Here is a 26,925-nt window from a genome sequence, read left to right on the forward strand (position 1 = left end):
CATTATGCCCTTATTAACTAGTGGAGATACGGTCGGATTGATTTCATGCTCCGATGGTCTCCGAGCTGAAGATCACACAAGCCTAATCGAAATAGAACGACGACTGACACGACTCGGTCTAAAAACAGTCACAGCAAAAACAATTTTTCGTGATGTACATTCGCCATTCAGCGGTTCACCACAAGAACGCGCTTCCGAATTGACTCGGTTGTTCCATTATCCTGATATTCGAGCGGTCTTTGACGTTTCAGGCGGAGACAGCGCCAATCAAATTCTTCCCTTTCTCGACTTTGATGCGATCCGCAATGCAGGTGTTCCATTTGTCGGAATCAGTGATTTATCGGTGCTAAATAATGCGATTTTCACCCGCGCCGGCATTCCATCCTACCACTATCGGATCAAAAATCTAGCCGGATCATTTGCAGAGCAGCAAACAGAGCTCTTCGCACGAATGTTCATGAAGGACGCGCCGGTTCCTACTTTCAAGATTCGGTGGCTGCGCGGCAAACAAATGAACGGAATCGTCATCGGCGGGAATATTCGCTGCTTTTTAAAGCTTGCAGGAACAAGCTGTTTTCCCGATCCCAGCAATAAAATTATCTTTCTTGAAGCGCTTGGCGGCGGTCCGGCACGCATGGCCTCCCTCCTCGCTCAGCTCGATCAATTGTCAGTTTTCGCAAAATGTTCCGGTGTTTTGCTCGGCACATTCTCTGCGATGCAGGCTAAAAAGATGGAGCCTTCAATCGAACAACTCGTTCTTGAGATCACAGAACGCTATCAATTACCAGTAGCGAAAACCGAGCAGCTCGGTCATGGAGAAGATGCCCATTGTCTGCCTATTGGTTTGTCGCTTTCTTTTAATTAAAGTGAGAACTCGCGGCCATAGAGGCACTGCAGGTTACTTCAACCAATGCAGATGCGACACACTCCCGTACTGGCAGAGTAAGTGACGCCGCTTCTTTTCTAATAGAGCGTCCACATTCATCTCTTTGAACGCTTTCTCTTAATACAAAAGAACAGCCACTATCCCGATCAGCATCGCATAAGGATGAAGATCAGCAATCGTGACTGTAAAGTGAGACATAAAAGAGCCGCTTGTTCCTAAATCTAGGCACAATGCGCTTTCTTAACCGGGCCATTATGACCCGTATCTGCTATAATAAATCAATTAGTAAAAGAATGAAAGTATTTCGATCAATTTGTTCTTCCGTGTACTAATGGCCTTTACTTTAATTCTTCCAAATCCTCCCAATTTTATGATAATTGCTGCGATCGTGCTGTGGCTGCTCATATTCAGATGTACGACCGACGCACAAAGTATCCGACATCAAACAAACTACTGTTTTGAGCATTCACGTTGACTTACCGACTCAGCACCGCATGATCATCGCTTTATCGTTTCATTTTGTCTGATAGTGCACTAAAATAGAATTGAAAACGGTTAATAGCATTGTGGTCGATCGATTCAAAAAAGGAGTGTCTGAGCATGACTTTGTTGCATCATGATATCACATTCTGTAATTTTGACAGAACCTATGAATCTCAAACTCAATTACTTGCATCCGTCCCTCACCATTGGATTGATTTCACGCAACTCCGCGGCACAAGTTTGTATTGTTCGCAAGAAGCATTCGCGAACATCTCCGGTCAATTAAATCTGTTGCCTGAAAATGGGCTGACTTTTTGGGGCAGCGGCAACTATCATTACGCGACGCTTGCACGATTAAAGCGTATTGACCGCCCTTTTTCTCTGATTCTCTTTGATCATCATACAGACTTAAAAGAAGGGCGGATCGGCTCATTATTGTCTTGCGGCTCGTGGGTTCGTCACGCAGTCAACGACCTTGTAAATCTAAAAAAAGTAATTACCATCGGTCCCGATCCGACAAAAGCACCGATAATCCAAATAGGCGGACGCCGGCAAGTGACGATTTTCCCCGAAAAAAATCTTCCTTCTGCTGCCCGGATTCTCGATGCTGTTCCTACTGAGCATGTGTATATCAGTGTTGACAAAGACTTGCTCACCGAACAGGATGCGAAAACAAACTGGGATCAAGGAAATGTTTCAGTGATGAATCTCGTTGCGTTCATTGAAAAAATCATTGATAAGAAAAAAGTCGAGGGACTTGATGTCTGCGGTGAGTGGCCTATTCGGCCTCACGAACAGTTTGATCAGCAAACGCGTCTTTGGATTCGCAAAAACGAAAAGAGTAATCTCCTGATTGCGCAAGCCTTTTTAAAACAGACCAGCGTAACGAATAAAAAAGGTGATCAGTTCACGAAACATGTCGTTTAATAAGCGATTTAAATTAGAAAAACCGGGCAAAGAGCGCTCAGTCCTTACTTCCGCAGGATGTGATGACTTTCGCGTTGCATACAGGACGTACTTCCGCAGGATGCGGTGGCTTTCGCGTTGCATACAGGACGTATGCGCGCTTAGCGAAAGCTCCTTTGTTCCAAATACGGTTTTGAATCATCAAGCTTGTCTTGAACAGACAGTTCTATTTCACACTGGTAGGAAAGTATAAGAAAATATTTAAAGGAAACGTGTAAGCGGTCCGAAAAAACGCCGCGTCCTGCGGCTCACCGGACACTAGGCCGTCCATGACCGTCGCAACTAAGTCTTCGCCTTCGCCAGAGGCTTGGCGAAGCCAAGTTTTCTAATAAATCATTTTGATCCTTAATTAAGTAACGCGGCCGGAATAAAATAAGCGGAGATTTTCCGCTTATTTGCATCCTGGTGCTTGTTTCACAGGTAAATAAGGGTAATTTTTCCGCTTATGCACAGAAAAAGCCTCCATTTTCACGTTTTTTGATTCGATAAGCGGAATTTTTCCGCTTATTCCTCAGATTGGGCGCTTACCTGATCGCCTATCCGAATCTTATGACCTTATCGTCGTACCAGCAAGGAAAAACGATTAATTTTGGACGTAAATAGGGCATTTTATATTTTCATTCAAGCGGTGTCCCGTGCCCCTCAAGCGGATCATAAACTTTTTTTTACTTGTAAAAAAAAACACTGCTTCTCCGATTATCTGAAGAAACAGCGCTTTTTACTGTAATTTTATGCCAATACTTTTAAGCTTTCCCGATTAAATGCAGGAATATCATCAGGAGTTCTGCTTGTCACGAGATTGTGGCAAACGACGACTTCCTCATCTTTATACTTTGCGCCGGCGTTTTTCAAATCAACGGCAATTGATTTGTAACCGGTAATGTTGCGATCTTTGATTGCCTCCGCTGTAATCAGCAGTTGAGGACCGTGACAGATTGCGAAAACACCTTTATCATCATCCATGAATGTTTTGGTAAAAGCGACGAACCGGTCATCGTCTCGCAAATTATCTGGTGAATAACCGCCGGCTATGAGCAGTGCGTCAAAATCACTTGGCTTTACGTCGTCGATCGATGCATCCGCCGTCACTTTTGTTCCATGTTTGCCATTGATTACAGCACCTTTTGTTTTTCCGATAACAGTGACCGTGTGACCTGCTTCCTCATATGCCTTAGCCGGACCCGTGAATTCAACATCCTCGAAATCATCTGCAAGTACTGCAGCAATAGTCTTTGCCATGTAAATCCTCCTCACTATTATTTCGAAATTAACTTGTCCGATTCACAAAAATTGATACAGCAAGTAAACAAATGAACAAGCAATTCCAAGTTCACAGGTATTATTATAGGCATTCATGTGCCGCATGATCAAATAATCTGCTTTACTCCATGATTCGGTCAATACTTGCGGTAAGCATAGGGAGATTTTGGTTTCTCAACCTGGTGCCATTTGGTTACCTTCACCACCGGAATGGTCTGCTTAAAAGGTTGATAATACGTTTCGGCCAGTTTCCCCTCGGCACGGACCCATGTATCGTCCTTATAATCGACATTCTTTGGGAATTGAACCATCAAGCCAAAAACCCCGGCATCGGCAATACAGTGAATGATGCCGAATCGAAATAAGAATAATTGATTTTTTTCGAGTGAATCACCATGATAGACAAAACCCATGATGGAGATTTGTTTATTTGAGAAATTCCCCGGATAATTGTACACAGCCTCAAGCGCGCGCAGAAAATTGTCGTCGTTGAGATACAGTCGATCCGGTTTGCTGTATTTCTCCATATCCGATTTCAACATTTCTTTATAGGTGCTGCTCTCGTAATATTGGCTTGTATCTGGTTTCAGGATCTGGTGGTTTGCGTACTGATCCTTGTCATTGTCAATTTCAGCAAAATGAAACCCCTTTGCACGCACAATCGTTGAATCAAGTGTCGCAATTGGCAGGAACAATCCAGTGACAAGTGGAAAAATGACCAATGTATAAGTGACTATTTTTTTCCACCACGTATTGTTCTCATGACTATGATCATGCCCAAAAATCTCTTGTTCCACATCGACATGTGCCTTATTGCCTTCAACATTCCATTTCACAAGCTGATAGATGGCCATAAAACCAATCACAAAAATCATTGCAAAGGATAGATAACCATAGCGCATATTAATGTATTTACTGATGTCACCGGTAAGGTGCAGATGCAGAAAAAGATAAGCGAATCCAAATAAGATTAAAAAGCGAAGCATGGCTGACCCCTCCTTAAATCAACAGTGCCCCGGCAAATACGCAGATAAAAATAAGTGCGATTAACCCGGCGACAAATTTCTTTTTAAATGTTGAGAGCATCATAATCAGATTCTTAATATCAACCATCGCACCAAAGACGAGAAATGCGGTCAGTGGTCCCGGCGGAAAGGTACTGCGAAACGATGAGGCAACAAACGCATCGGCTTCCGAGCATAGTGACATAATGAAAGCGAGAAGCATCATGACAAGAATAGCGGTAAACGGTGTATTGGCGAATGAAAGCAGCACGCTTTGCTTAATATAGGTCTGCATCGCAGCCGCGATAAACGCGCCAAAGACAAGGTATTTGCCGACGGAAAAAAATTCATCAATCGCGTGATCCATCGTCCCTTTGAACTTGTCCAAAAAGGTGATGGAGTTCGGTTCGCCATTGTTTTCATGGTGATGATTATGGTAATGCGCCACTTTCTTATTCACAAATTCTCTCAATTGGTTTTCTGGAAATAGATAAGAAACCAGGATGCCTACGGTGATGGATACGGCGATGGCGAGTCCCGCACGATAAAACACCATCTGCCAGCTGCTGCCAAAGGCTATATATGTAGCAAAAAGCACAACCGGATTTATGATCGGTCCCGCCAGCATAAACGCGATCGCCGCATGCAAGGGTACGTTCTTTTTGACCAAGCGTTCGGTAATCGGCACAATGCCGCATTCACATGCGGGAAATAGAGCACCCATACATGTGCCGAACATCACGGACCCCACCCGATTCTTGGGCACAATTCGAGCAACGAGCGTATCGGTAACAAACATTTGAATAATTGCTGAAATAAACACACCAATAATGATAAAAGGGACCGCTTCGATAATAATACTAATAAAAATTGTATTTAATTGCAGAAACGAATTGCTGAACAAACCAACCACTCCGATCAAATAAACAGATGAACGTATACGGAATATCAACTCAATTTGCGCTTGTAAAATCATGCAACGGTCGCAATACTGACGCTGTCATTAAAACTTCTCCTAGTCTACCACCTCATGCCCATGCTGACAAAACTATGATTAAATTTATACGGTTCATCACTCAATAATTAGCTGCAAAGGTTTTCTTAAAAATCCCTTGTGATTGACGCAACGTCACGGTGTAAAGTAGAAAATATCAGGAGGGAGTTCAATGAATTATTCAATAAAAATGCTCAGTGACTTAGCAGGTGTAAGCACGCGCACGCTGCGTTACTACGACAAAATCGACTTGCTTAAACCTGATTTTATCAATGCGTCCGGCTACCGAGTATACGGAGCGAAGCAGGTTGACCTGCTTCAACAGATTCTCTTTTTTCGAGAACTCAGGTTCAGTTTAAAGGAAATTCATGAGATGCTGTCCTCGCCGGATTTCAACCTTTTGGGCGCGCTCACTGAACAACACAAGAAATTAAATGCGGAGAAAGAGCGCCTTGAACGGCTGATCGCGACCGTTGAAAAAACGCTTGCTTCACAAAAAGGAGAGACAATCATGACTGATCACGAGAAATTCGAAGGCTTCAAAAAGGAGAAATTAGCTCAGAATGAGAAAAGGTATGGCAAAGAGATCCGTAAAAAATATGGCGAAGATGTAGTAGAAAAATCAAACAAACAATTTGCCAATCTGAGTAAGGATGACTATGAAGCATCCATGGCTATTCAGAATGAGATGTTCCAGAACCTGCAAGAAGCGCTCAATCTTAACGATCCCGCAAGCACTCCTGCTCAGAAAGCGGCAGACTTGCACCGTCAATGGCTATGCTATTTCTGGCCAAAGGGAACGTATTCCAAAGAAGCACATGCCGGTCTCGCGCAGATGTATGTGGATGACCCACGATTCACAAGTTATTATGAGAGCAAAGTCGCTAAAGGCGCGGCAAAAATGCTTCGTGATGCCGTAAAAATTTACACAGCAAATGTGTAAATTGATTGAAAAAGAGGTGTGGATACCATCTAGTATCCGCACCTCTTATCTAGTTTCATAGAGTTAGTCTGAGAAGTCTTGCGTGAAGAATGCCCAACCGTCTGAACTGCCATTCTTTTGACCGTAAACGACACCGACACCAATATATTTATACTCAGGCTTCAGTATATTCGCTCGATGCCCCGGGGAATTCATCCAGCCGTCCATCGTCGCCTGGGCGCTCCAAATCTGATCCCATCCGAAATAGTTTACATCGCCTTTAGCATAAGCTACATTTTGTCCGGCTACCGTGTTCCGCGAAAAATTCATCATTCCGTGGCTCATTGCGCCATTGCTAAATTGCTGCTGACTCCATTGCCGTGCAAAATTCTGAAGTTCCGGCTTGACTTGAAGTGCCCTCAATCCGTTCTGCGCACGTACATTATTTACTAGATTCACAATCTGCTGTTCTACGGATCCATTATACTGACCGGAAACTGCGGGTTGTGGTGCTGGTGTCTGTGCTTTAACAGGAGCTTTTGCAGGAGCTTTTGCAGGAGCTTTTGCAGGAGCTTTTGCAGGAGCTTTAACAGGAGTTTTTTTAACGGCTTTATGTACAGCTTTCTTTTTGACTACTTTAGCCTTTTTGACTGCTTTTTTAACCTTTTTAACTGCCTTTTTCTTCTTAACCGATTTTTTTGCTTTCTTTACCGCTTTTTTCTTAACACTCTTTTTTATACGCTTCTTAACTACAGGCTTTTTCGCTTTTTTCTTCGCGTGCTTCTTCACCGATTTCGCTTCAACACCGCTCGTAATCTTCTCATTCTGTTGAACGATCGGTTGGGATTGTTTATTTGAACCGGCGGCCGATTTCGATTGATCAGCAGCTGATATTGAGGCTGTGGACAGGGACAGGACAACAATCAATAAACCTACTAACAAATGCTTGAAAATACGCATAATAAAAAATCTCCCCTCATTTACGTTTGACTATCAAATACGGCGGTCCAGCCATCCTAGCGATTACTCGCTTTAGATCTGTGACTTTGCGTCACTACTTTTCAGTAGTTTTGCCCTTTAGAAAAAAGATTTCTCTCTAAAGTATTAAGTTAAGTCAACTATACAACAGCCCACATGTTTTTACAAAAGCTGCGTGTTTTCCACAAATTATATATCGGCTGTAAAACGATTTTATTAATAGAACCGATCAAAGCTCTATAAACCTTCAATATCTGCACCGAAAATAAGCAGATAAGCAAATTACTATCATCAAAATATTCTGGGTACTATACTAATTAATAAATTCAATTTAAGGAGGAGATTCACTTGCGAAGGTGGTTTCAAGCAGTGAGTGTCGCACCGCTTGTCGTACTTGCGGCTTGCAGCGGACAGGCCGCATCAGACAATCATTCATCAAATGAAACTCAGAAAACATCAATCACTCAAACATCCAAACAAGAATCACTAAACAACAAAAAATTCGTTAAGGTACAAACAGTTACCTTTAAAGATGACGGAATAATTCCGAACAATCCCTATTTCCAGGTTCTGATTTATCCTGGAGCGTTCAAAGGACGGACCGGGCAGATTGTGAAAACATTTGAGAAGAACAATTGGGGCAATAATTGGGTAGACGGTGTCTTTTCTTACCATCACTTTCACAGCACGTCTCATGAAGTACTTGGGGTTATCTCCGGACATGCGACACTTAGGCTTGGCGGACAGAAAGGCAGCGATTTCAAAGTGTCTGCAGGCGACGTTGTCGTGCTACCGGCGGGAACCGGGCATAAGCGCTTATCATCAAGCAGCGATTTCTCTATTGCCGGCGGGTATCCCAATGGACAAGACTACGATATTCAAACAAAGGAAACGAAGGCTTTAAAAGATACTATTAGCCATGTTGGCAAACCGAAGCAAGATCCGGTATACGGAAATCAGGGACCGCTTCTCAACATTTGGAAAAACAGATAGCGAATTAGAAAAGATGGAGTCGATTGAAAATGCGCGAACGATAACTTTGAAAGGTCGATGTGTGCACGATTGAACGTTTTTCCACTAACTGATTAAATTTCAATTGTTTAAATCGCAGTTGCTTCGTTAGCCGTGCGCGCTCTTGTTCATTTTCGCAGCAATTAAGCAAATCATTCAACGTAACGATGTCTTTTTTTATCTGCAGCTCTTCAGGCAGCATGCCTGCATTTTTCATCATTTTGTAACCTGTACGCAGTTCTTTAGGTACTGACGACAGATCTTCAAGAACAAGCGGCTTGCCTTTGCCCGGAAGATGATCAAATGCGCCGGCTTTTAGACCTTCCTGTATTTTTTCTTCTGCCATAATTTCAATAATGCCCATCGTTAACACTCCCGTTTAGTTGACGTTTGATGTTCCTTATTTTGATGATCAGACTCTGAAAAAATCAGTGACAAAGATTCCTTTGCCGGACCGTCGAGCACATCTCCATTGGCTGTGAAGCGTGAGCCGTGGCAGGGGCAATCCCATGTCCGCTCGCCTTGATTCCAGTTTACTTCGCACCCCATGTGCGGGCAAGTGGCATCAACCACAGTCAAATGTCCGTCCTCATTACGATAAGCACCGACTTTGCGTCCATGAAGCGACGCAATTACGCCATGGTCGTTTTGCAGGTGTTCATCTAATGGCTCGGGCTTGCTTATTTTTCCTTTAATCAGATTGCCCGCCGTTTTCATATTTTCGACGAGAAAGCTGGCAAGCATAGGTCCCGCCTCAAAGCGCGCGGGACTGAACAAGTCTACATAAGGATTTGCGCGCTCAAGGACTAGATCAGTTAATAGTTGTGCGGCAAGCGTTCCGGTGGTCATTCCCCACTTATGAAATCCGGCGGCAACCAAAACATGTGGATTGTTATTCGCAAGCCTTCCTATATAAGGAACCTGATCCAATGTCGTAAAATCCTGCGCTGACCAATGTGCCTTAATTTTCTCTTCGCCAAATTGCTCACGCGCGAAGTCAACGAGCTTCTGATAGTGAACATCCATCGGTTCACCGCGCCCGGTTTTATGATTTTCACCACCAATTAAAAGGTAGTTCTTGTGATTGAGCCGCAATCCGCGAATAGAGCGTTTCGGCGCACCTGCACTGAGGTACATACCATCCGGAACTTTGCCCTCTGTTTCACAAGCAATTAAATAGGAACGCTCGGGAAACATTCTGGAAAAGTAGAAGCGGTTGTCATAAAAAGGAAAGTGGGAGCAGATCAGCACATGCTGACAACGGACGTCAAAGCCCTGTTTTGTCATCACGAGCGGTTCAGACTCTTTGTCTTTTATATCTACTGCAAGTGTTTCTTCAAAAATCGGTACCTTCATTTTTACAAGATCTGCAAGCAGTTCGTGCAAATACATTAATGGGTGAAATTGCGCTTGACCAGGCATAATAAGCGCATTCTTAACTTCAATAGGCAACTCAATTGAATGGGTCAGGTTCCCCAAAATGCCTAAATGATCATAGGCCAGTTTCTCTTTCTCGATGTTTTTCGCTTCTTGATCCGTTGTCGCGTAGACAACTGCCGGCTGAATTTCGTAGTCGCACTGCAGATCATGCTCCTGCACATGGCTCCCCATCCAGTGAAGCGCCTCTTTATTCGCCTGATAATAGAGTGCGGCTTTTTCCGCGCCAAGTGTACGAATCAAATGGTCGTAGATCAATCCATGCTGAGCTGTAATTTTCGCCGTCGTATAACCGCTCGTGCCGCTCGCAATTGTGCTCGCATCCATCAACATGACCGGAATGCCGCTTTTTGCCAGCATATACGCTGTTGTGATTCCCGTAATCCCGGCACCGACCACCAGCGTGTTTGTTGTACCACTTTCTTGCAGGGATTGAAACGTTGGCAGATGAACGGTGTCATGCCACAAAGATGAAGTATTCTCTGATAAATTCGTGTTTTGCTGCTCCATGCGGATCATCCACCTTTTGTTTGCCTAAACTGTTAACCCATACATAACCCTCAAAGGACAGTGTCTCCTATGTTGAAAAAACTATGCACCTTAGCTGTAAAGAAAAACGATCCGCCCGAGTTTCACTCAGAGCGAATCGTTTTTTTATTTTCTATCAATCATCAATCATTGCAAACGAAAGTCTCCGGAATTTGTTCGCACTCTGATTTTGTATCTTCCTTCGCCTTTTTGTCCGATGATGAGGTGATCTGTTTTATCTTTATAGAGGAATCCGTCCAGATTAACTGTGCCTTCTCCGGAACCGCCACGATAATCAACGGACAATGAATCTGGATCCTGCGCAAAATTAATATCGATATCACCGCTCGCTGCTTGCGCATCAATATCTCCGGACAACTGGTTACTTTCAATGTCTATGTCACCCGAATTAGCTTGTGCAATCAGTGATCCGCTGTACCTTTGAACATCAATATCTCCGGAGGCTGTTTCAAGTCGCGTGGACTTGGCAGTCAAATCGGACAAGTCAAGATCTCCACTGTTTGCAGAGACATGGGCTTCATTCTGGACTTGATTATGCTGCATATCAATATCACCACTGGATGTCTGAACAATAAAATCCCCTCTGGACTTATTATTTTTAGCAGTGACATCTCCGGAACCGGAAGTTAAAGACATGTGTCCTGCCTGTTGGCCTTCAATAGAAAGATCCCCCGAGCCCACATCAACAGTAATTCGATTATAGTCCTGCTCCGGAACCTCGATGACCAGCTTAGACCAACCAATCGTGAAGGTGAAAAACGATTGATTTCGCTCTGCAGTCACATGAAGCGTATCGCCTTCCTTATTGATCGCAAGCTTAACCCCTTGGATCATCTGCTTATTGCCCCAGCCCTTCACCTCGGCGGACAATTGATCACGATTTGTTTTCTTTATTTCAACATCCAGCGAAGATACGTCAACATTTATTTTCTTTATTCCATTGACCGATGCGGTTCTTGTTTGTGTATCAGCTTTACTCGTTTGGAAAAGATCTGTTGTTTGAAAAACAATCAATCCTCCAATTGCGCCGATAAAAATGAGTGCCAGGGCAACATAGATAGTTTTTTTCATGATCGCTTCCTCCCTGTAATGAGATCTATAGTAAAACGGATATAACCGGCACATACATACCAAAGAAATTTTCCGATGTAGATTAATGCGATACTGAGCAGTAAACCTACGCCGCAGCAAGCAAGCGATACGAAGAAGGTGAATAAAAAAGCATCAAAACCCGACTGAAAATAGGATAAAAGCGAAAGCAGCGGGCTGATCACCATACAAATGGCACCAAACCATAGACCAATAAATCCGAAGAAAATACCAAAAGCCGGTCCTGCAACCACAACTAAATTAAAAAAAATCAGGACTATAGCGAGGAGCAGCGAACGCGTTGCTGATGTTGCCCCACCCTGCCTCGCCGGGTTTGTGGCATCATAATCGGCTAGTTCCGCATTAGCAATATCTTTTGGATCTCCGAGTTCTTGAATGATTTCTTCTTCTGTTTTTCCTTCATTAAATCCAATCGTGAAATGTTCTTCAAAATCCGCTAGAATTTCATCACGCTCTTTTTTGGGGAGTTCTCTCAGCAAATGGTTCAGTTTACGAAAAAATTCATTCTTCACCATGTCCCGCTCCCTCCTTAATAAACTGATCAACCGCTTTGGAAAATTGTTTCCACTCGTTAATTAATGCATTCATATACTGCTCCCCTTCTGCCGTAATGGAGTAATATTTTCTTGGCGGTCCTTCGGTTGACTCGCCAAGGTACGTTGACAAATAGCCTTCTTTCGTCAGACGCCGAAGCAGCGGATAAAGTGTACCTTCAGCCACTTCAATTTTCTTCGAAATGTTCTGAGCAAGCTCGTAACCATATTGGTCTTTGGTATCGATAAGCACAAGCACACAAAGTTCCAGAACACCTTTTTTGAACTGAACATTCACGTGATTCATCCTTTCCCATCAAGATCTATTCATTGATCACTACTGATTATTGTCTAATAGATATGCAAAATATAGTGTGATCTGCTCATTCATTCCTTATGTATAGAATAATACACACTACTGATTAATGCAATATAGTCGACTCTTTTTTTTTTCACTTTTTATTGACTATTTATTTATAAGAAAAACCGGGCAAAAAGCGCCCGGTTTTTCTTATAAATCATTTTGATCCTTAATAGTAACGTGGCCGGAATAAAATAAGCGGAGATTTTCCGGTTATATGATGCTTGTTTTACAGGTAAATAAGGGTAATTTTTCCGCTTATACACGGAAAAACCCTCTATTTTCACGTTTTTCGATGCGATAAGCGGAATTTTTCCGTCTATTTAAGCTATTTTTTCATTAATTTTCTAAATAAGCGGAATTTCTCCGTTTATTTCTCAGATTGGGCGCTTACCTGATCGCCCAACCGAATCTTGTGACCATACCGTCGAACCGACAAACCAAAACGCTGTACGTAAATAGGGCATTTTATATTTTCATTCTAGCGGTGTCCCGTGCCTCTCAAACGGGTCATGAATGTTTCTTTACTTGTAAAAAATGATCCAACTGCGCATAGGAGCGCTTGTCGAATCATTTTCTTACGCATTTATCGGAATTTAAAGTCTCCGGAACTTGTCCGTACTCTGACGGTGTATCTGCCGTCTCCTTTTTTTCCGATGATTCGGTGGTCGCTTTTATCTTCATAGAGCATATCCTTAATACGCACCGATCCGTCGCCTGAAGAACCCTGGTAATCCATAGTAATGGAATCCTGCTCATCTCGGAATGAGACAGTGATGTCTCCGCTGCTGGATTCCAGACTCACATTCCCGGCAAGTTTGTCACTGGTCAATTCGATGTCGCCGGAACTTGCCGAGGCCTCGAGCTCCCCGCGAAAATTGTTTATCGTAATGTCGCCGGAATGTGACTGTATCCTCATCTCATTAGCAGTCAGCTGGTTCAGGCGAATGTCTCCGCTCGTTGCATGTGCGTTCAACATCCCTTTGACAAGCGTATCGTTTATTTTCAGATCTCCACTGGATGTCGTTACATTCAATTCTTGCTTCACCGCGCAGGTTTCGAGTTCACTATCACCGGAATGACATGACACGCTCAACCGATTGGTCAGCAATTGGCATGCGCTGATGTCACTCGAACGGCCATCAACAATAATTTCATTGTAAAGCCGTGTCGGCAGTTCAAAGACGACCTTCACATTCCAAGAACCGAGTGCCTTGAGACTGGTTAACCAGTCTTGGCGTCTTTGAACAATTTGTATTTCCAACATGTCATTATTTCTGTTTATTTCCAGATCAATCGGTTCAATCCCATCAACCTTCCAAAGCGTCCATACCTGCACTTTCAAGACTGTCTCTTCAGTCTGGATCAGTTCAACATCTGATGAGGTTGTGTTTAAAATCAGTCGGTTAATTCCATCCATATCAATTGTTTTTTCCATTACATGTTGCATCTTCATCCCGCCTTCCGAAACAACCGCTTCATTATATATCTAGTTTATTAGTTGCTTGGATTGGTGGGATCAGTCTTAAGGCTGAATCAACTCCGGACTGAAGAACGGATTCACTCGTGATCGTTTGGAAATAAAATGCCGCTTCTGACCCTTGCCATTTCCATCGTTTTCACAACTAGTCGACTGAGCGCGCGCAGACGCAGGTACTCTGCCTTGTCATCCTGCTCCAGTATATCCGCAAAATTACTTATTTCATATATTTTATCGTCCTCTTCAAAATGCTCAGCAATCGGATGAACGACCTTTTCGTGAGCGTCGATCCATTCGAGTCGAGCAATATCTGATGAATTATTGATTCGGAACGTTCCCTTTTCACCGTGAATTTCAGATGGCGCGTCCGAATGTGCGATCTTGGAACAGAGTATGGTGCAGACAAAACCCGGATAGGTGAAAACCAAGGTCCCGCTGCCGTCAATACCGTTAGACAGTTTCACCGGATAATAGACGGCTTGCTCCGGCTCGCCAAACAAAGCGATAGCCACATAGGTTGGATAAACACCAATATCTTGCAGAGCCCCCGCAGCAAATTTTGGCGAGAATATATTGGTAATCTCACCTTCCAAGAACTTGTCATAGCGAGAGGAATACTGAATGAGTTTCAGCTCAGCGGATCGGAGTTGTCCCGCCCGTGGAAGCTCTTGCTTCAATTTTTTAAATACAGGCGTCTGGATATTTCGAATGGCTTCAAATAAATAGGCATGATGCTCATCAGCGACTTTAACAGCCGTGTCAAACTCTTTGATCGTGGCAAATATCGGTTTTTCACAAATGACATGCTTGCCGCCTTGAAGTAAAATGAGCACCTGTTTAAAATGCAAACCGTTCGGAGAGGCGCAATACACGACATCCACCTCTTTGCTGCCGGCGAGCTCTTCTAATGAGGAAAACCAAAGCGTTCCCCCGTACTCCTCAGAGAACTGTCTTGCTTTTTCTTTTGTTCTGGAATAGGCGCCAATATAATCAAATTTCCCTGTCTTTTTAACCGATTTCAAGAATTGCTGTGTGATCTTGCTTGTTCCTATTGTCGCGAGTTTCATTGTTTCCCTCCTACTCATTCTTTAAATATCCTCATTATACTGATCCATGAAGATTTTTGATAGCCCTTACATGATTATCTCACAAATATATAAATTTCCCCACAAACTTCATATACGTGCCTCATTTAAAGTATAAGTAATGAGGCAGAGAAAACGAAAACACAATTCGGAGGACGAATTTATGATGAACGGACTTGATAAAGTCAAACAACAACCCATGATTCTAGGTTTTATTTTGTTATATGTGCTCCCCCCAATCGGAATGGCCTGGTTTATCGGTTGTGCCGTCATGGAATGGCGTGCTCAGATTATGAAAAAACTCGCGCTGCCTACTGATCTCATTAGTCCGCTGCTCGCTTTAATGGCTATGGCGTCCATTGGATCCGTTCTGATCAATTGGCAAATAACCGACCTTCTGTCCACGCTTATTTTGACCGGATATCTTGGAATCTATCTTTTTTGGCTTCGTCATCCTGAACATCTTCATATAAGACAATTTGTTTGGATCACCATTTGGGGTGGTGTCTATATCTTTTTCTCGGAAAAGCTGCTCAACCTGATTCCTAATGATTCAATGGTCGGTACGGCAGCATCCTTTATGACCGGCCACTTCTTATTTGGCTATAAGGGTATACCACGCCTGTTCGGATCAACATTTAATCCGAATTACGCGTGTTATCTCTTGATTCTCGCGCTTGCATTCCTATCTGTTGAACTCCTGCGCGCGATACAAGTAAAGAATAAACAACTCATTGTACTGTCTCTTTTGATTATGCCTATGCTTGACATCGGAATCTATGAAACAGGGTCACGTGCCGGCTTTATGATTATGCTGATGCTCCACCTGCTGTTCCTTTACAAACTGAGTATGCGCATCTTCATTCCAATCGCAGCGATGACACTAATCAGTGCTCCATTTATTTACCAGTTCATGCCGCGATCCGGAGGTACGGAATCATCGATGGCGAAGCGTATTGAAATTTGGGGGAACAGCTGGCATATTTTTCAGCAGAATCCGTTCTTCGGCGCAACAACATTGGGTTTCGGCAGGGATTACGCCGCACTTAATGGTGAAATGATACCGCATGCTCACGATCTGTTTCTGTCAATTCTCTCATCGTCCGGCATCTTTTGCGGTCTGTTCTTTATTGCTGTCATACTGATCAGCGCCTATCATCTCTATACATCACAAAGAATAAGCGCAAAAACAAATTATTCTGCAACACTGTTTCTTTTTTCACTGCCGACAATCATTCTTTATGGCATTATGGATTTCACCTTGTCCTCACCTCAAGTGATGATTATTGTTCTTGTGCTTCTCACTTATTGGTCCAGGTACACCGCACGCATGGTTCAATTCACAAGACTGCATAAGGTGATGAAACAGTTTCTGAACACCAAACTACGGTTTAAGAAGAAGCGTCAGAGTAAACCGGCAATGCTTCAGACATCTAAAGGCATCTCTGGCAGGTAAGATCTATTAATGATATGATAACCGTGGATATTTTCTGCAGCAGCTCTCAATAAAAGAGACGGACTGCTTGAGAGGATGAGCAAACCATTGGTTGAAAAAATCGCGTTTATCGGTTCCGGCGAACTTGCGGAATCCTTATTAAAGGGCTTTTTGGATAAAAAATTTATTTCTGCGGATCATGTCTGGATGAACAATCATTCAAACAAGGAACGTCTCGCTCAATTGGAACATGAATTTCATGTTCATACGACACAAAGCAAAGAATTGGCTTTGAAAAATGCGGATATCGTCATCTTCGCATTCAGGCCTGCAGATACTCGTAATGCCGTTGAGGAAATGAAAGCATTCCTGCGTCCGGATCAGCTTATTATTTCATTGATGGTCGGCGTGCCGACTGCATTTATTCAATCTGCGTCAGGCATTGACCTTGCGGTTGTCCGTGCCATGCCGAATACATCTGCATCCATCGGATTATCGGCAACAGGATTAGCCGCAGGTGCGTCCGTATCAGGCGCGCAGCTTGAATTAGCCAAGCAATTATTTGAAACGGTCGGCACCGTTACGATTGTTCAGGAAAATGAAATTGACGTCATCGCGGGATTGGCAGGAAGTGGTCCTGCTTATTTATACTATCTGGCTCAAGCGATGCAAGAGGCAGGCGTTCGCGAAGGCATTTCTGAAGAATCTGCTGCTCAGCTTGTATTACAAACCTTGCTTGGCGCCTCGCACCTGCTGAATCAGTCGGGTAAATCAGCATCTGATCTGTTGAAAGCTGTAGCGACACCTGGAGGAACCACACAAGCCGGCATCGACACACTGGACAACCAGTCGGTGAAGCAAGCCGTAATCGACTGCGTCCATCATGCCATTGTTCGTGCCAAAGAAATGAGTGCGCCATTTGCATAATGGTTTTGTCAGATCTTGCAACAAGCAACGGGTATAAAGCGCCTAGTGCTTAATAGAGCAAAAAAGTCATGTTAGATTATATGACATAAATTATAAAAAATCTGCTCATTGGTGCTATTATGATCAAGTAAGCTTTAACACACCTTCTGTTGCAGTTAACCTTAAGTTGAGATGTTTGATCTTGATTTAGGAAACCATCATTTACTCGTTTGCGATGAGATGCTGACCGGCATTCTCGTCGCATATTTTTTTGTTCTCAAAGATGAGTAAATGAGTTCAAGGCAATTCTTTATAGACCGCATCTATTCCGTTATAATGATTTAGGTGAACGGTAAATAATGAAGTTGCATTACAACCATCGAATTACAGAGGATACCGCACAAAACGAAGAGGGGCAGCATGATGGCTTCACGACTTTTTTCAAAAATAATGATTAGTTGCATTTGTCTGAGCTTGATCACGTTCTATTTGCCTGGTCAGGCAACTCAAAGGGCAAAGGCGCGAACCAACCCGAATCTCTTTTCCTCTTCCTTTGAAAAAAGTGATCCTTCGCTCACATGGAAGAACACACCTGAACGCTCGAAAGATGGAAAAAAGTTAACCAATGGAATCAAACCATTGAGCGGCAACGGTCAAACAATGGCCACCTATGTTTCCACCGGTTCGAGTCAATTGTATAACGCGCCAAAAAAATTAGGTTGGACAGGCAGTCATGTGCTTACCTATGCGGGATCAACAACCAATAAAAAAAATCGTTATGCTTACAATAAGCTTTATAGTGTGCGTATTCCTGTGTCGACGGATACTGAGCTTTCCTATTTTGTCGCGCCTGAATCGACGAAAAAGGACGCGCGGGCACAGGTTGCAAGCTATGTGTCTGTAGACCTTGCCTTCTCCGATGGAAGCTATCTGCACCAATTAAATGTTAAAGATCAAGACGGAGTGAAAATGACACCTTCTGCGCAGGGAAAATCCGGTACCTTGATCATGAACCAGTGGAATAAGAAAATGGTCTCCCTCGGTAAAGCGGCAAAAGGCAAAACCATTGTCCGCATTCTTGTCGCTTACGAATCACCAAAGGCCGAAAGTACCTTTAAAGGATCCATTGATGATTTGCGGATTGGTTCCTCATCTGTGACATCAGTTGCAAACAAAACACCCGTTGATAAAGTGAACATACTTCGTGGTACCGCGTCCGGTTCATCCTTCGCTCGAGGAAACACGGCTCCGGCGATTGGTGTGCCTAACGGATTTAGTTATTGGTCTCCGGCGATTAACAGCAGCGCAAAGAAACTCCTGTACCCGTACAATGAGAATAATGATCCAAACAATTTACCGGAAATCCAGTCCTTCTCTTTGAGCCAATCAGCCAATGATCAGAATGGTATTCGCCAGACCTTGCAAGTGATGCCTTCAAGTTTTGTCGGCACTCCGAGTGCGAATCGCCTTGGGCGCGGAAAAGCTTTTAATCGTTCAGACGAGTCCGCCAGCCCGTATCGGTACGCTGTCACATTTACAGATGGCATGCGTGCTGAACTTTCCGCCACAAGTCATGCCGTAATCATGCGTTACTCCTTTGTCGGTAATCAAGGCAATTTGCTCTTCGACAATCTAGACGGTCATGGACGACTGACACTGAATCCGGCGGAGCAGTCATTTGACGGCTATTCGGATATCAAGGATACTGCAACCGGCAACATGAACCGAATGTTTTACTATGCTGAAGTTGATCAGCCGGTGATCAATGCTAACCGCCTATCGGGTGAAAAACGTGATCAAGTCACTTCATTTTATAAATTCGATACATCAAAGAATAAAACTGTTACTTTAAGGATCGGCAGTTCATTAATCAGCATCGAACAAGCAAAAAAGAACTTAAATCAAGAGATTGGTAAAAAAACTTCACTTAAAGATGTTGAAAAAAAGGCAAAAAAGCAATGGAATCAGCGATTGTCTCGCGTCTCTGTTCAAGGGGCGAGTAGCGAGCAGCAAACAACACTTTACTCGAATCTCTACCGGCTCTATTTATCACCAAGTAACGGATCTGAAAATACCGGTACGAAGAAAAAACCTAGCTACCGCTATGCTGATCTCAGTGTACCTGCTGCGACCGCGAATACGTCTGATCACACGGGTGCACCTATTAAAAAAGGACAAGTATACGTTAACAGTGCATTCGCGTACAGCGGGCAAACCGTATGGCCGGCATACGCTCTGCTCGAGCCTAAGTTGACCGGCAACCTGATCAACGGATTTTTAACCGTCTATCAAAACGGCGGCCGCTTCGATCCGGACGCCGGTCCAGCCTTCGCGGACGCTGTGGTAAAAGGAACACCTGGCATCCATACATCCGTACTCTATCAAGCCATGCTGCATGCCGCATCCGTACCGGAAAATGGCCAAGAGCAGTCTTTAATTGGCTATATCCCTTCTGATCAGAAAAATAGTGTTGAACGGACGTTATCCCAGGCAGTAACAGACTATGCCTTAGGCAACCTCGGTGCTTATCTGGCGAAAAGTCATCCGAATAATTCTTCGTACGCTGATGACAGCAGCTACTATTTGCATCGCTCTCAAAATTTCACGAACATTTTCAACGATTCACTCAATTTTTTCACGCCGCGAACTAAGGATGGAAAATGGGCAGATGATGATTCATCGAGCAGTCAAGTGAGCAACAAGACTGTAGCAAATTGGGCGAACGCATTCAACACCCCTCAGGATGGGCAAGGCTTGGCTAATTTATATGGAGGAAAAGAAGCGCTGATTGGCAAGCTTGATCAATTTCTCAGCGTGCAGCCTTCCACAGAAGCAGTAGAAAAGGTTGCTAAGGCTCGTCTCGCCTCAAGCGGGAACATGGGGATGTTCACTCTTGACAGTCCTTCATCGCCTTCTGCAGCCTATATGTACTTGTTCGCTTCCGCCCCATGGAAAACGCAAAGTATGACCCGCGCCCTTCTGAATCGTTTCTACACCGGCGGATCAATCGGTCAAGGCTACTTAGGAGCGGACACTGGCGCGATGCTTTCAGGATATTACCTGTTTGGCGCACTCGGCCTCTACCCATTGCAGAAGGGCACGCAGGATTTTGCGATCAGCGCATCTTACTTTAAAAAAATGACGCTGCATTTGGAAAGTGGAAAGGACCTAATTATCAGCGCGCCGACGGTAAGTAATAAAAACAAATATATTCAGTCTGTATCTTTTAATGGCAGACCGGTGAACACGGCAACACTCTCAGCAGACGATCTGGCTGCCGGTGGGACATTGTCCTTTGGTATGGGGTCTGAACCATCGAGTTGGGGAACATCCACTGATGATTTGCCTCACTCACTTACTGCTCAATCGACAAATGGATCCTCATTCTTTCCCAAGCCGCTAAACGATCTGACCACAAGCGCGATGATCATTCCGTTAAACGGAGAAGATTCCTTAACCCATTTGGTCGACAACAGCTCAGAGACAGTCGTTAGATTTCAAAAGGCGCACCCATCGATAAGCGTCCATTTTGAATCGGAAAACCGTCGGATCAAGATGTACACCTTGACCTCTTCAAGTGGACGGAATACAAGTGATCCAAAAGACTGGTCACTGTGGGGGTCAAATGATGGGATGAACTGGGATATGATCGACCGAAGAACAAATCAGAAATTCAAATGGCGGTCAATGACCCGCGCGTTCTCGATCAAGAATCCAAAGGCCTATTCTTATTACAAGTTGACTGTAACCAAGGGGAGCAACCGCCAGCCTCTAGCGATGAGTGAAGTTCAGCTGCTCGGCTATTCGGGAATACGCGATGGATTTGACACGATGCGTCAGGAAATCATTCATCAATTTGAATTGAAAAATCTGACTGAAGTAGAGACGGCGTCACTGTCCAATGCGCTGAACCAAGCGCAGATTGCTTATTTGAACGGAAATCTGTCATCTTCCGTCTACTACATGCAGTCGTATGTCCAACTGATCAATTCGTTTATCTATAAGGCTACCGCTCCTGAAAAAGTAAGAAACAGCCTATCAGCGGATGCGCACGCAATCGTTAATCTATTATCGGATTAAATCTGTAGCACTGTGAGACAAATCATTAACGAGAAACCAGGTGAACTTATGCACAACAAACTAGTCGTACGTGACGCCATTGAGGCAGATCTCGCTGCCATCGTTTCCATTTACAATTCAACCATCCCCGGCCGAATGGTTACGGCAGATACTGAACCGGTCAGCATCGATGATCGCCGGCCATGGTTTGAAGAGCATCAAGCAGATCCAAATCGACCGCTCTGGGTGGCGGAATATGACGGAGCGGTTTGTGGCTGGCTTAGTCTCAGCAGCTTTTATGGCCGACCAGCCTATAACGCAACTACCGAGATCAGCATCTATCTTGATGAACAGTATCGCGGACATGGAATCGGATCCTTTCTTGTCCGCTATGCTCTTGAGCATTCTCATGAGTTCGAAATTAAAACGATATTGGCATTTATTTTCGGCCAGAATACACCAAGCCTTCACCTCTTTGAGCGCTTCGGCTTCGAGCGGTGGGGAACTTGTCCTAAGGTTGCCGAACTAGATGGGGTCGAACGCGATCTTGTAATCATGGGCAAAAGAATTTCAAACCGATAAGCGGCTCAGCATCTAAGTACCGATTTAAGTGAAAGCTGCACGATTGACGGAAGAAGCGCAGTAAACGGCTCCCAAAAATTTGCGAATGGACGATCTGAATCGCAAAACGATGGAAAAAGTGATAAAACTAGGAAAGCTGGGCCGAAGAGAAGGAGTTAGACCGACTATTGAAGTTCAACCTAACGAGTGAAAAGTTGAACCCAAGAACAGAAGTTAAACCCAAGAACAGAAGTTAAACCCAATTTCCATGGAAAGTTCTCTCCGTAGAATAGAAGTTGAACCGAACCATTGGAAAGTCGAACCGAACACGATCGAAGTTGAACCCAAGAGCGGAGAAGTGAGAACCGCCGAAGACCAAAGTCGAACCTAACGAGTGAAAAGTTAAACCCAATCCTTGGAAATTCAACCTAAGAGAGAGAAAGTTGTAGCGAATTCCCAAAATCGTATCGAACCGAAGGAAAATCGTAGCGAACTCACAGAAAGTTGTAGCGAATTCCCAGACTCGTATCGAACCGAAGGAAAATCGTAACGAATGAGCTCAAAATCGTAGCGAACTCACAGAAAGTTGTAGCGAATTCCCTAATTCGTGTCGAACGACGCAGCAAAGTCGTAACGAATTTGCTGCGTCGTTCGTCTTTACTGCGCAGCAGACCGGAAAAAATATTGCCTATTCTTCTATTCAATAATCACAAAGCAAACAAAACACGGCAGGCTGCTCATCGCGCAGTCTGCCGTGTTTGATCAATCTTTTGGCTCTTCACCAATAATTTTAACTTCCGTTTCCAAATCCACGCCAAATTTCTTTTTGACTGTATCCTGAACGTGCCTAATAAGGTGTATATAATCTGAAGCGGTACCATGATCGACATTGACCATGAACCCCGCGTGCTTTGTCGACACTTCCACTCCGCCAATACGCGTTCCTTGCAGACCGCTGTCCTGAATTAGTTTGCCTGCGAAATAGCCTGGGGGACGTTTGAAAACACTGCCGCATGACGGATACTCAAGCGGCTGTTTCAACTCTCGGAGCGCGGTCAAACGATTCATCTCTTCTTTAATTTTTTGTGGATCACCCTTCTCAAGTACAAAGGTGCCCTCGAGCGCCAAGTAGCCTTTTTGTGATATAGCACTATGGCGATAGCCCATATCGAGTTCATCAAAGTCTAAGTTCAGAATTGAGCCGTTCGCATCGGCAATGACCGCGCCTCTGAGGACATCGGATGTCTCCCCCCCATACGCGCCGGCGTTCATATACAGCGCACCGCCAACAGAGCCTGGAATCCCGCACGCAAATTCCAAACCAGTCAATTCATGAGCCAGTGCGAATCGAGATACATCAATAATCGATGCGCCGCTCTGCGCGACAATCGTTTCACCTTCACACCTTACATGATCCATTTGACCACAGTGAATTACAATACCTCTGATCCCGCCGTCTCTGACAATCAAATTAGAACCCTTTCCAAGAATGGTTATCGGCAAGTGATGGCCACGTGCATAAGCGACGACCTGCCCGACTTCCGTATACGTGCTCGGAGTAACGAATAGATCCGCTTTCCCTCCTGTCTTTGTAAAGGTATATGTACTCAAGTTTTCATCTATTTTTACCTGTTCTTCGCTTGAAACAATCTTAAGCAAATCAAAGCATGTTTCCTTTTTGTTCATTGTACGTACCATTCCTTCTTGGCTTTTTCGCCAGCTTCCTGCTTTATTATTTATGCCATTGAAGGGCAAGTATGTCAACCGTATCTGATCTTTTTATGTTAAAAAATCGGACAGACTAGCAACTCGTCTGCCCGATCTTTAAATTTGTTTACATATTGTCTTGTCGTTCTCTAGACTCATGCTTGTTCACGTACATGTATTCATCGGCCTTCGCAATCAAGTCATCAAGCGTCGCGCCATCATCCGGATAAAAACTGATTCCAATGCTGAGCGACAGGCAGATGTTATAGCCGTCTTGAACGATACATTGCTTTTTATTCGTTTCGATACGCTCAGCAATCGCCTGATAGTCCTTGTATGTACGAATATCCGGGAGCAAAACCAGAAATTCATCGCCGCCATATCGGCAGACGATATCGTTCTTTCGCGTTGACTCTGTAAGCAAGCTCGCCACGCGTGTCATGACTTTATCTCCTGTATTGTGACCATATGTATCATTTATCAGCTTAAATTCGTTAACGTCGACAAACATAAAACCAAGCATTGTGCCGCGCTGTTTCGCGATACTTAAATATTTATCGGCGAACTTATCAAATAACGCTCGATTCGCAACGCCAGTCAGTTTGTCATAATAAGCAAGTTTTTCAATGACCTTTTCTTTTTGTTTCAGCTGACTATTCAGATGGGAGAGTTGGCTCACGTAGTCTCTCAGCTGACTAATTCTTTGAAATTGATTCGTCACATCAATGAATTCAAGTAACAAAGCTACCTTGCCGTCAACCGACACCCGGTTCATTTTCAGATTCACACGATGATCCTGGCTAACCAATTTCCGATGCATAGCGGCTGAGAAAAAGACAGGATTTCCGACTGTGGCGAGTCGTTTCACTGCACTATAAAAGAATGGACGACAAAGTGAGGGCAGAATCTGATCCACTTTTTGACCGAGAACCTCGCCGCTCCATTTACCCGACAATTTCTCCATAAACGGATTCCAATAGGTAATCTCGAGGTCTTCTGTGATAATGACGATCCCCTCATTTATGCAGTTTAGTACGCCAGGTAAAATAGAATCCATGCTCACTCATCTTCCGTTATACAGTCTGTCAATCTCATTTAGTATTTCATCAAGCGATTTCAAGGTCATGTTGATCACGACTGCGCCGGCAATCTCGGTACCTTCTATATTAAAAGCAAGAAACATCATGAGCACAAGCCGACAATCTTCACAATTGACAAAATGATCAGCGCTTGCATTATTGAGAACATCAATTTCAGGCAACGTATATTCTACCGGTATGTTTACGGTATTGCTCAATTCGCCGATTATTGAATTAATAACAATGTTGCCAATTTCCTTAATCGTATCAAAATCAATATCCGTAAATTCCAAATTATCTACCAAATCGTCACGATTTTCGTGGAGACAAAGATCAATAAAATGATGCATCTTATCCGCAGGAAAGAGCAGGCTGACCTTCCCTTCTAACTGACTATCAAATGAAATAGAGGAAACCATTACCGCTCCCTCAGCGACCTGCAACAAATACTTATCAAGTTCAATTTTTCCTGTAGCGGCATCTAGAATTCTGACATTGGGAATGGTGAGGCCAATCCTTTTATCAATTATATCGGAGAGGGTACTAGCCGCCTGACCCACACCGATATTAAACAACTCCGTGAGAATATCTTCTCTACTTATTTTATCGGCCACGAGCACCATTCCCTATGATGTCACATATCATCTTAGCCTTCTTGTCGTCCAGCGGCTTATTTATGAAAGATAGGACACCCATTTTTTCGACAACGTCACGTACTCGATTCTGAACATCGGCAGATAAAACAATGACCTTTGCTTCTTGATCCACTTGTTTCGCTTTTTCAATTAAGTCTTGACCACGCAACTTTGGCATTAATAAATCCACAATCATAAAATCAGGATGAGCTTCTAGGAATTTTTCCAGTCCTTCTTGTCCATCACTAGCAAAAATAAACTCTATTTCCTCTGAATATTGGTTAAGGAAGGAATATGTAATTTTCTGCGAAAATTTCGAATCATCCACAATAAGCACTTTAGTCAACAAATACCACCCTTTCGCAGTTACCGTCTTCGATCATCGCATTTATAAACAGGTAATATTCGACTAGGCCTTTTCACCTTTGAAAAAGTCAAAAATCACATTAGTTCTAATTATAATTATAAATGGAAGTAGGGAAAAGACAAGAATAATAATGATCAATTATCCGTCATTTTCCTATCTTTGACGACAAAAGTAGCAAAAGCATGAATAAACCGAGTTAATTTCGTTTATTTATTTATTTATTTTCAGAATTCAGGGTCTGTCAGGCCATGAAGCACGAGGTGTCCGCTTCCCGTTTTCTCTCCAAACTTTATTGGATTAAGTTACCAATCTCTTCCTGCACTTTTTTACTTAATGAACGCAGCACAATTAAATAGCCTTGATCTAGCATAATACGTAACACCTCTTCGGAAACATCCTTATCCAAGTATAGCGAATTCCAATGGGTCTTGTTCATGTAATATCCGGGAACAATCGCTTCATACTCTTCTCTTAGTCTTGCACCGAAGTCAGGTAACAATTTAACGGTGATTATTGGAAGACCATTTTTATCTCCGCCACGCATCGCGAATATCTTTCCTCGGATCATGTATCGCGTTGCTTGCCACTCCTCTTTGTAGTCGCGTTCCACTCCTTTTTTTTCTAAACAATAAGCGTCAATCCATTCAGTATTCATCCTAAGCCTCCTCGTGCAATATCCCAGCTCCATTTTCATCTGTTTTGTTAGGCGTAATCAAAACAAAAAAGCAATGAACAATGTCATCGCTACCGTACTAATGTATAGTTAAGTTGCCCATTCTATTATTTTTGATCACATGTCTGTTCATATTCCAAAAACCGTTTTTCGTCTAGAATCGTAACGCCTTGCTTTCCTACAGCGTGAGCAATAAGCCTCAGTTCTTGTCGCATAGCGCTAGATAAGAATCCGTTTTCAATATTTCTTTCGATTGCATAGTACAGTTCTGATAGATAAGTTACCGAATACTGATCGTATGAGCTCATCACTTTATCCTCCACTCATTTTCATTACCGTTTTCATTATCTTTTTCATGACTGCTAACTCTTTTATATTTACCTATATGATTATTTTTACCCTTTTGTTCATTTTCAGGTCACACTCTTCATCATGTACTACTCC

Annotated in this window: 25 protein-coding genes and 1 riboswitch; of the genes, 8 read left to right on the forward strand and 17 right to left on the reverse strand. The window is 43.5% G+C overall.

What is annotated here, in order from left to right:
• Positions 1–4: 4 nt before the first annotated feature.
• Both BM003_RS03765 and BM003_RS03770 read left to right on the forward strand, forming a co-directional pair.
• Positions 5–865, forward strand: a complete 861-nt coding sequence (locus BM003_RS03765) for a S66 family peptidase (RefSeq protein WP_245734031.1) — start codon at positions 5–7, stop codon at positions 863–865.
• Positions 866–1,486: 621 nt separating this feature from the next.
• Positions 1,487–2,296, forward strand: coding sequence for an arginase family protein (locus tag BM003_RS03770; RefSeq protein WP_093670262.1), 810 nt, complete (start codon positions 1,487–1,489; stop codon positions 2,294–2,296).
• 768 nt (positions 2,297–3,064) lie between these two features.
• Here BM003_RS03770 and BM003_RS03775 read toward each other — a convergent pair.
• The 3 genes from BM003_RS03775 to BM003_RS03785 all read right to left on the reverse strand — a co-directional run bounded on the left by BM003_RS03775 (position 3,065) and on the right by BM003_RS03785 (position 5,575).
• Complete coding sequence (locus BM003_RS03775; RefSeq protein WP_093670264.1) at positions 3,065–3,574, reverse strand: type 1 glutamine amidotransferase domain-containing protein; 510 nt, start codon at positions 3,572–3,574, stop codon at positions 3,065–3,067.
• Positions 3,575–3,732: 158 nt separating this feature from the next.
• A complete protein-coding gene (locus BM003_RS03780; RefSeq protein ID WP_093670266.1) occupies positions 3,733–4,581 on the reverse strand; it encodes a TIGR03943 family putative permease subunit in 849 nt (282 codons plus the stop codon).
• 13 nt (positions 4,582–4,594) lie between these two features.
• On the reverse strand, positions 4,595–5,575 hold the full coding sequence (locus tag BM003_RS03785; protein ID WP_093670268.1) for a permease: 981 nt from the start codon (positions 5,573–5,575) through the stop codon (positions 4,595–4,597).
• Between the two features lie 190 nt (positions 5,576–5,765).
• Here BM003_RS03785 and BM003_RS03790 point away from each other — a divergent pair, with 190 nt between their 5' ends.
• Complete coding sequence (locus BM003_RS03790; protein ID WP_093670270.1) at positions 5,766–6,536, forward strand: MerR family transcriptional regulator; 771 nt, start codon at positions 5,766–5,768, stop codon at positions 6,534–6,536.
• 63 nt (positions 6,537–6,599) lie between these two features.
• Here BM003_RS03790 and BM003_RS17340 read toward each other — a convergent pair whose 3' ends face one another.
• A complete protein-coding gene (locus tag BM003_RS17340; protein ID WP_143128426.1) occupies positions 6,600–7,475 on the reverse strand; it encodes a CAP domain-containing protein in 876 nt (291 codons plus the stop codon).
• A gap of 38 nt (positions 7,476–7,513) precedes the next feature.
• A riboswitch (cyclic di-GMP riboswitch) is annotated at positions 7,514–7,600 on the reverse strand.
• Between the two features lie 241 nt (positions 7,601–7,841).
• On the opposite strand from BM003_RS17340, the gene BM003_RS03805 reads away from it, so the two are divergent.
• Positions 7,842–8,486 carry a cupin domain-containing protein gene (locus BM003_RS03805; protein WP_093670274.1) on the forward strand — a complete coding sequence of 215 codons (645 nt, stop codon included), beginning with the start codon at positions 7,842–7,844 and terminating at the stop codon, positions 8,484–8,486.
• 4 nt (positions 8,487–8,490) lie between these two features.
• Here BM003_RS03805 and BM003_RS03810 read toward each other — a convergent pair whose 3' ends face one another.
• The 7 genes from BM003_RS03810 to BM003_RS03840 form a co-directional block, all read right to left on the reverse strand.
• Positions 8,491–8,868: a DnaJ family domain-containing protein gene (locus BM003_RS03810; RefSeq protein WP_093670276.1), complete on the reverse strand. Its 378-nt coding sequence runs from the start codon at positions 8,866–8,868 to the stop codon at positions 8,491–8,493.
• 2 nt (positions 8,869–8,870) lie between these two features.
• Positions 8,871–10,451, reverse strand: coding sequence for an FAD-dependent oxidoreductase (locus BM003_RS03815; RefSeq protein WP_093670278.1), 1,581 nt, complete (start codon positions 10,449–10,451; stop codon positions 8,871–8,873).
• 165 nt (positions 10,452–10,616) lie between these two features.
• Positions 10,617–11,561, reverse strand: coding sequence for a DUF4097 family beta strand repeat-containing protein (locus BM003_RS03820; protein ID WP_177184627.1), 945 nt, complete (start codon positions 11,559–11,561; stop codon positions 10,617–10,619).
• Positions 11,558–12,115: an HAAS signaling domain-containing protein gene (locus BM003_RS03825; RefSeq protein ID WP_093670282.1), complete on the reverse strand. Its 558-nt coding sequence runs from the start codon at positions 12,113–12,115 to the stop codon at positions 11,558–11,560. The genes BM003_RS03820 and BM003_RS03825 overlap by 4 nt, the downstream gene beginning before the upstream one ends.
• Complete coding sequence (locus BM003_RS03830) at positions 12,102–12,431, reverse strand: PadR family transcriptional regulator (protein WP_093670284.1); 330 nt, start codon at positions 12,429–12,431, stop codon at positions 12,102–12,104. The genes BM003_RS03825 and BM003_RS03830 overlap by 14 nt, the downstream gene beginning before the upstream one ends.
• 649 nt (positions 12,432–13,080) lie before the next feature.
• The gene (locus BM003_RS03835; RefSeq protein WP_177184628.1) at positions 13,081–13,944 is read right to left on the reverse strand and encodes a DUF4097 family beta strand repeat-containing protein; all 864 of its coding nucleotides are present in this window, start codon (positions 13,942–13,944) and stop codon (positions 13,081–13,083) included.
• A gap of 110 nt (positions 13,945–14,054) precedes the next feature.
• Entirely contained in the window at positions 14,055–15,041 is a 987-nt protein-coding gene (locus BM003_RS03840) for a Gfo/Idh/MocA family protein (RefSeq protein ID WP_093670288.1), read from the reverse strand.
• Between the two features lie 181 nt (positions 15,042–15,222).
• On the opposite strand from BM003_RS03840, the gene BM003_RS03845 reads away from it, so the two are divergent.
• The 4 genes from BM003_RS03845 (at position 15,223) to BM003_RS03860 (ending at position 22,041) form a co-directional block, all read left to right on the forward strand.
• On the forward strand, positions 15,223–16,515 hold the full coding sequence (locus tag BM003_RS03845) for an O-antigen ligase family protein (protein WP_177184629.1): 1,293 nt from the start codon (positions 15,223–15,225) through the stop codon (positions 16,513–16,515).
• 87 nt (positions 16,516–16,602) lie between these two features.
• Entirely contained in the window at positions 16,603–17,421 is an 819-nt protein-coding gene (proC, locus tag BM003_RS03850) for a pyrroline-5-carboxylate reductase (RefSeq protein ID WP_177184630.1), read from the forward strand.
• A gap of 402 nt (positions 17,422–17,823) precedes the next feature.
• Positions 17,824–21,480, forward strand: coding sequence for a GH92 family glycosyl hydrolase (locus BM003_RS03855; protein ID WP_093670294.1), 3,657 nt, complete (start codon positions 17,824–17,826; stop codon positions 21,478–21,480).
• A gap of 48 nt (positions 21,481–21,528) precedes the next feature.
• Positions 21,529–22,041: a GNAT family N-acetyltransferase gene (locus BM003_RS03860; RefSeq protein WP_093670296.1), complete on the forward strand. Its 513-nt coding sequence runs from the start codon at positions 21,529–21,531 to the stop codon at positions 22,039–22,041.
• Between the two features lie 741 nt (positions 22,042–22,782).
• Here the strand turns inward: BM003_RS03860 and murB are convergent.
• From murB to BM003_RS03890, 6 genes are all read right to left on the reverse strand, one after another.
• On the reverse strand, positions 22,783–23,706 hold the full coding sequence (murB, locus tag BM003_RS03865; protein ID WP_093670298.1) for a UDP-N-acetylmuramate dehydrogenase: 924 nt from the start codon (positions 23,704–23,706) through the stop codon (positions 22,783–22,785).
• A gap of 148 nt (positions 23,707–23,854) precedes the next feature.
• Positions 23,855–24,784, reverse strand: coding sequence for a sensor domain-containing diguanylate cyclase (locus BM003_RS03870; protein ID WP_093670300.1), 930 nt, complete (start codon positions 24,782–24,784; stop codon positions 23,855–23,857).
• Positions 24,785–24,790: 6 nt separating this feature from the next.
• Positions 24,791–25,420: a chemotaxis protein CheC gene (locus tag BM003_RS03875; RefSeq protein WP_093670573.1), complete on the reverse strand. Its 630-nt coding sequence runs from the start codon at positions 25,418–25,420 to the stop codon at positions 24,791–24,793.
• The gene (locus BM003_RS03880) at positions 25,410–25,778 is read right to left on the reverse strand and encodes a response regulator transcription factor (protein WP_245734051.1); all 369 of its coding nucleotides are present in this window, start codon (positions 25,776–25,778) and stop codon (positions 25,410–25,412) included. Before BM003_RS03880 ends, BM003_RS03875 begins: the two co-directional genes overlap by 11 nt.
• 319 nt (positions 25,779–26,097) lie before the next feature.
• On the reverse strand, positions 26,098–26,463 hold the full coding sequence (locus tag BM003_RS03885; RefSeq protein WP_093670304.1) for an MmcQ/YjbR family DNA-binding protein: 366 nt from the start codon (positions 26,461–26,463) through the stop codon (positions 26,098–26,100).
• Between the two features lie 125 nt (positions 26,464–26,588).
• Positions 26,589–26,789, reverse strand: coding sequence for a hypothetical protein (locus BM003_RS03890; RefSeq protein WP_093670306.1), 201 nt, complete (start codon positions 26,787–26,789; stop codon positions 26,589–26,591).
• Between the last annotated feature and the right edge of the window lie 136 nt (positions 26,790–26,925).

Source organism: Sporolactobacillus nakayamae (genome assembly GCF_900113325.1).
Lineage (GTDB): Bacteria > Bacillota > Bacilli > Bacillales > Sporolactobacillaceae > Sporolactobacillus > Sporolactobacillus nakayamae.

What these genes read in the sequence shown, in the direction of transcription:
- BM003_RS03765 (WP_245734031.1), top strand. Translation starts at nt 5, where the DNA reads ATGCCCTTATTAACTAGTGGAGATACGGTCGGATTGATTTCATGCTCC.
- BM003_RS03770 (WP_093670262.1), top strand. Translation starts at nt 1,487, where the DNA reads ATGACTTTGTTGCATCATGATATCACATTCTGTAATTTTGACAGAACC.
- BM003_RS03775 (WP_093670264.1), bottom strand. Translation starts at nt 3,574, where the DNA reads ATGGCAAAGACTATTGCTGCAGTACTTGCAGATGATTTCGAGGATGTT.
- BM003_RS03780 (WP_093670266.1), bottom strand. Translation starts at nt 4,581, where the DNA reads ATGCTTCGCTTTTTAATCTTATTTGGATTCGCTTATCTTTTTCTGCAT.
- BM003_RS03785 (WP_093670268.1), bottom strand. Translation starts at nt 5,575, where the DNA reads ATGATTTTACAAGCGCAAATTGAGTTGATATTCCGTATACGTTCATCT.
- BM003_RS03790 (WP_093670270.1), top strand. Translation starts at nt 5,766, where the DNA reads ATGAATTATTCAATAAAAATGCTCAGTGACTTAGCAGGTGTAAGCACG.
- BM003_RS17340 (WP_143128426.1), bottom strand. Translation starts at nt 7,475, where the DNA reads ATGCGTATTTTCAAGCATTTGTTAGTAGGTTTATTGATTGTTGTCCTG.
- BM003_RS03810 (WP_093670276.1), bottom strand. Translation starts at nt 8,868, where the DNA reads ATGGGCATTATTGAAATTATGGCAGAAGAAAAAATACAGGAAGGTCTA.
- BM003_RS03815 (WP_093670278.1), bottom strand. Translation starts at nt 10,451, where the DNA reads ATGGAGCAGCAAAACACGAATTTATCAGAGAATACTTCATCTTTGTGG.
- BM003_RS03820 (WP_177184627.1), bottom strand. Translation starts at nt 11,561, where the DNA reads ATGAAAAAAACTATCTATGTTGCCCTGGCACTCATTTTTATCGGCGCA.
- BM003_RS03825 (WP_093670282.1), bottom strand. Translation starts at nt 12,115, where the DNA reads ATGGTGAAGAATGAATTTTTTCGTAAACTGAACCATTTGCTGAGAGAA.
- BM003_RS03835 (WP_177184628.1), bottom strand. Translation starts at nt 13,944, where the DNA reads ATGCAACATGTAATGGAAAAAACAATTGATATGGATGGAATTAACCGA.
- BM003_RS03840 (WP_093670288.1), bottom strand. Translation starts at nt 15,041, where the DNA reads ATGAAACTCGCGACAATAGGAACAAGCAAGATCACACAGCAATTCTTG.
- BM003_RS03845 (WP_177184629.1), top strand. Translation starts at nt 15,223, where the DNA reads ATGATGAACGGACTTGATAAAGTCAAACAACAACCCATGATTCTAGGT.
- BM003_RS03855 (WP_093670294.1), top strand. Translation starts at nt 17,824, where the DNA reads ATGGCTTCACGACTTTTTTCAAAAATAATGATTAGTTGCATTTGTCTG.
- BM003_RS03860 (WP_093670296.1), top strand. Translation starts at nt 21,529, where the DNA reads ATGCACAACAAACTAGTCGTACGTGACGCCATTGAGGCAGATCTCGCT.
- murB (WP_093670298.1), bottom strand. Translation starts at nt 23,706, where the DNA reads ATGAACAAAAAGGAAACATGCTTTGATTTGCTTAAGATTGTTTCAAGC.
- BM003_RS03870 (WP_093670300.1), bottom strand. Translation starts at nt 24,784, where the DNA reads ATGGATTCTATTTTACCTGGCGTACTAAACTGCATAAATGAGGGGATC.
- BM003_RS03885 (WP_093670304.1), bottom strand. Translation starts at nt 26,463, where the DNA reads ATGAATACTGAATGGATTGACGCTTATTGTTTAGAAAAAAAAGGAGTG.
- BM003_RS03890 (WP_093670306.1), bottom strand. Translation starts at nt 26,789, where the DNA reads ATGAGCTCATACGATCAGTATTCGGTAACTTATCTATCAGAACTGTAC.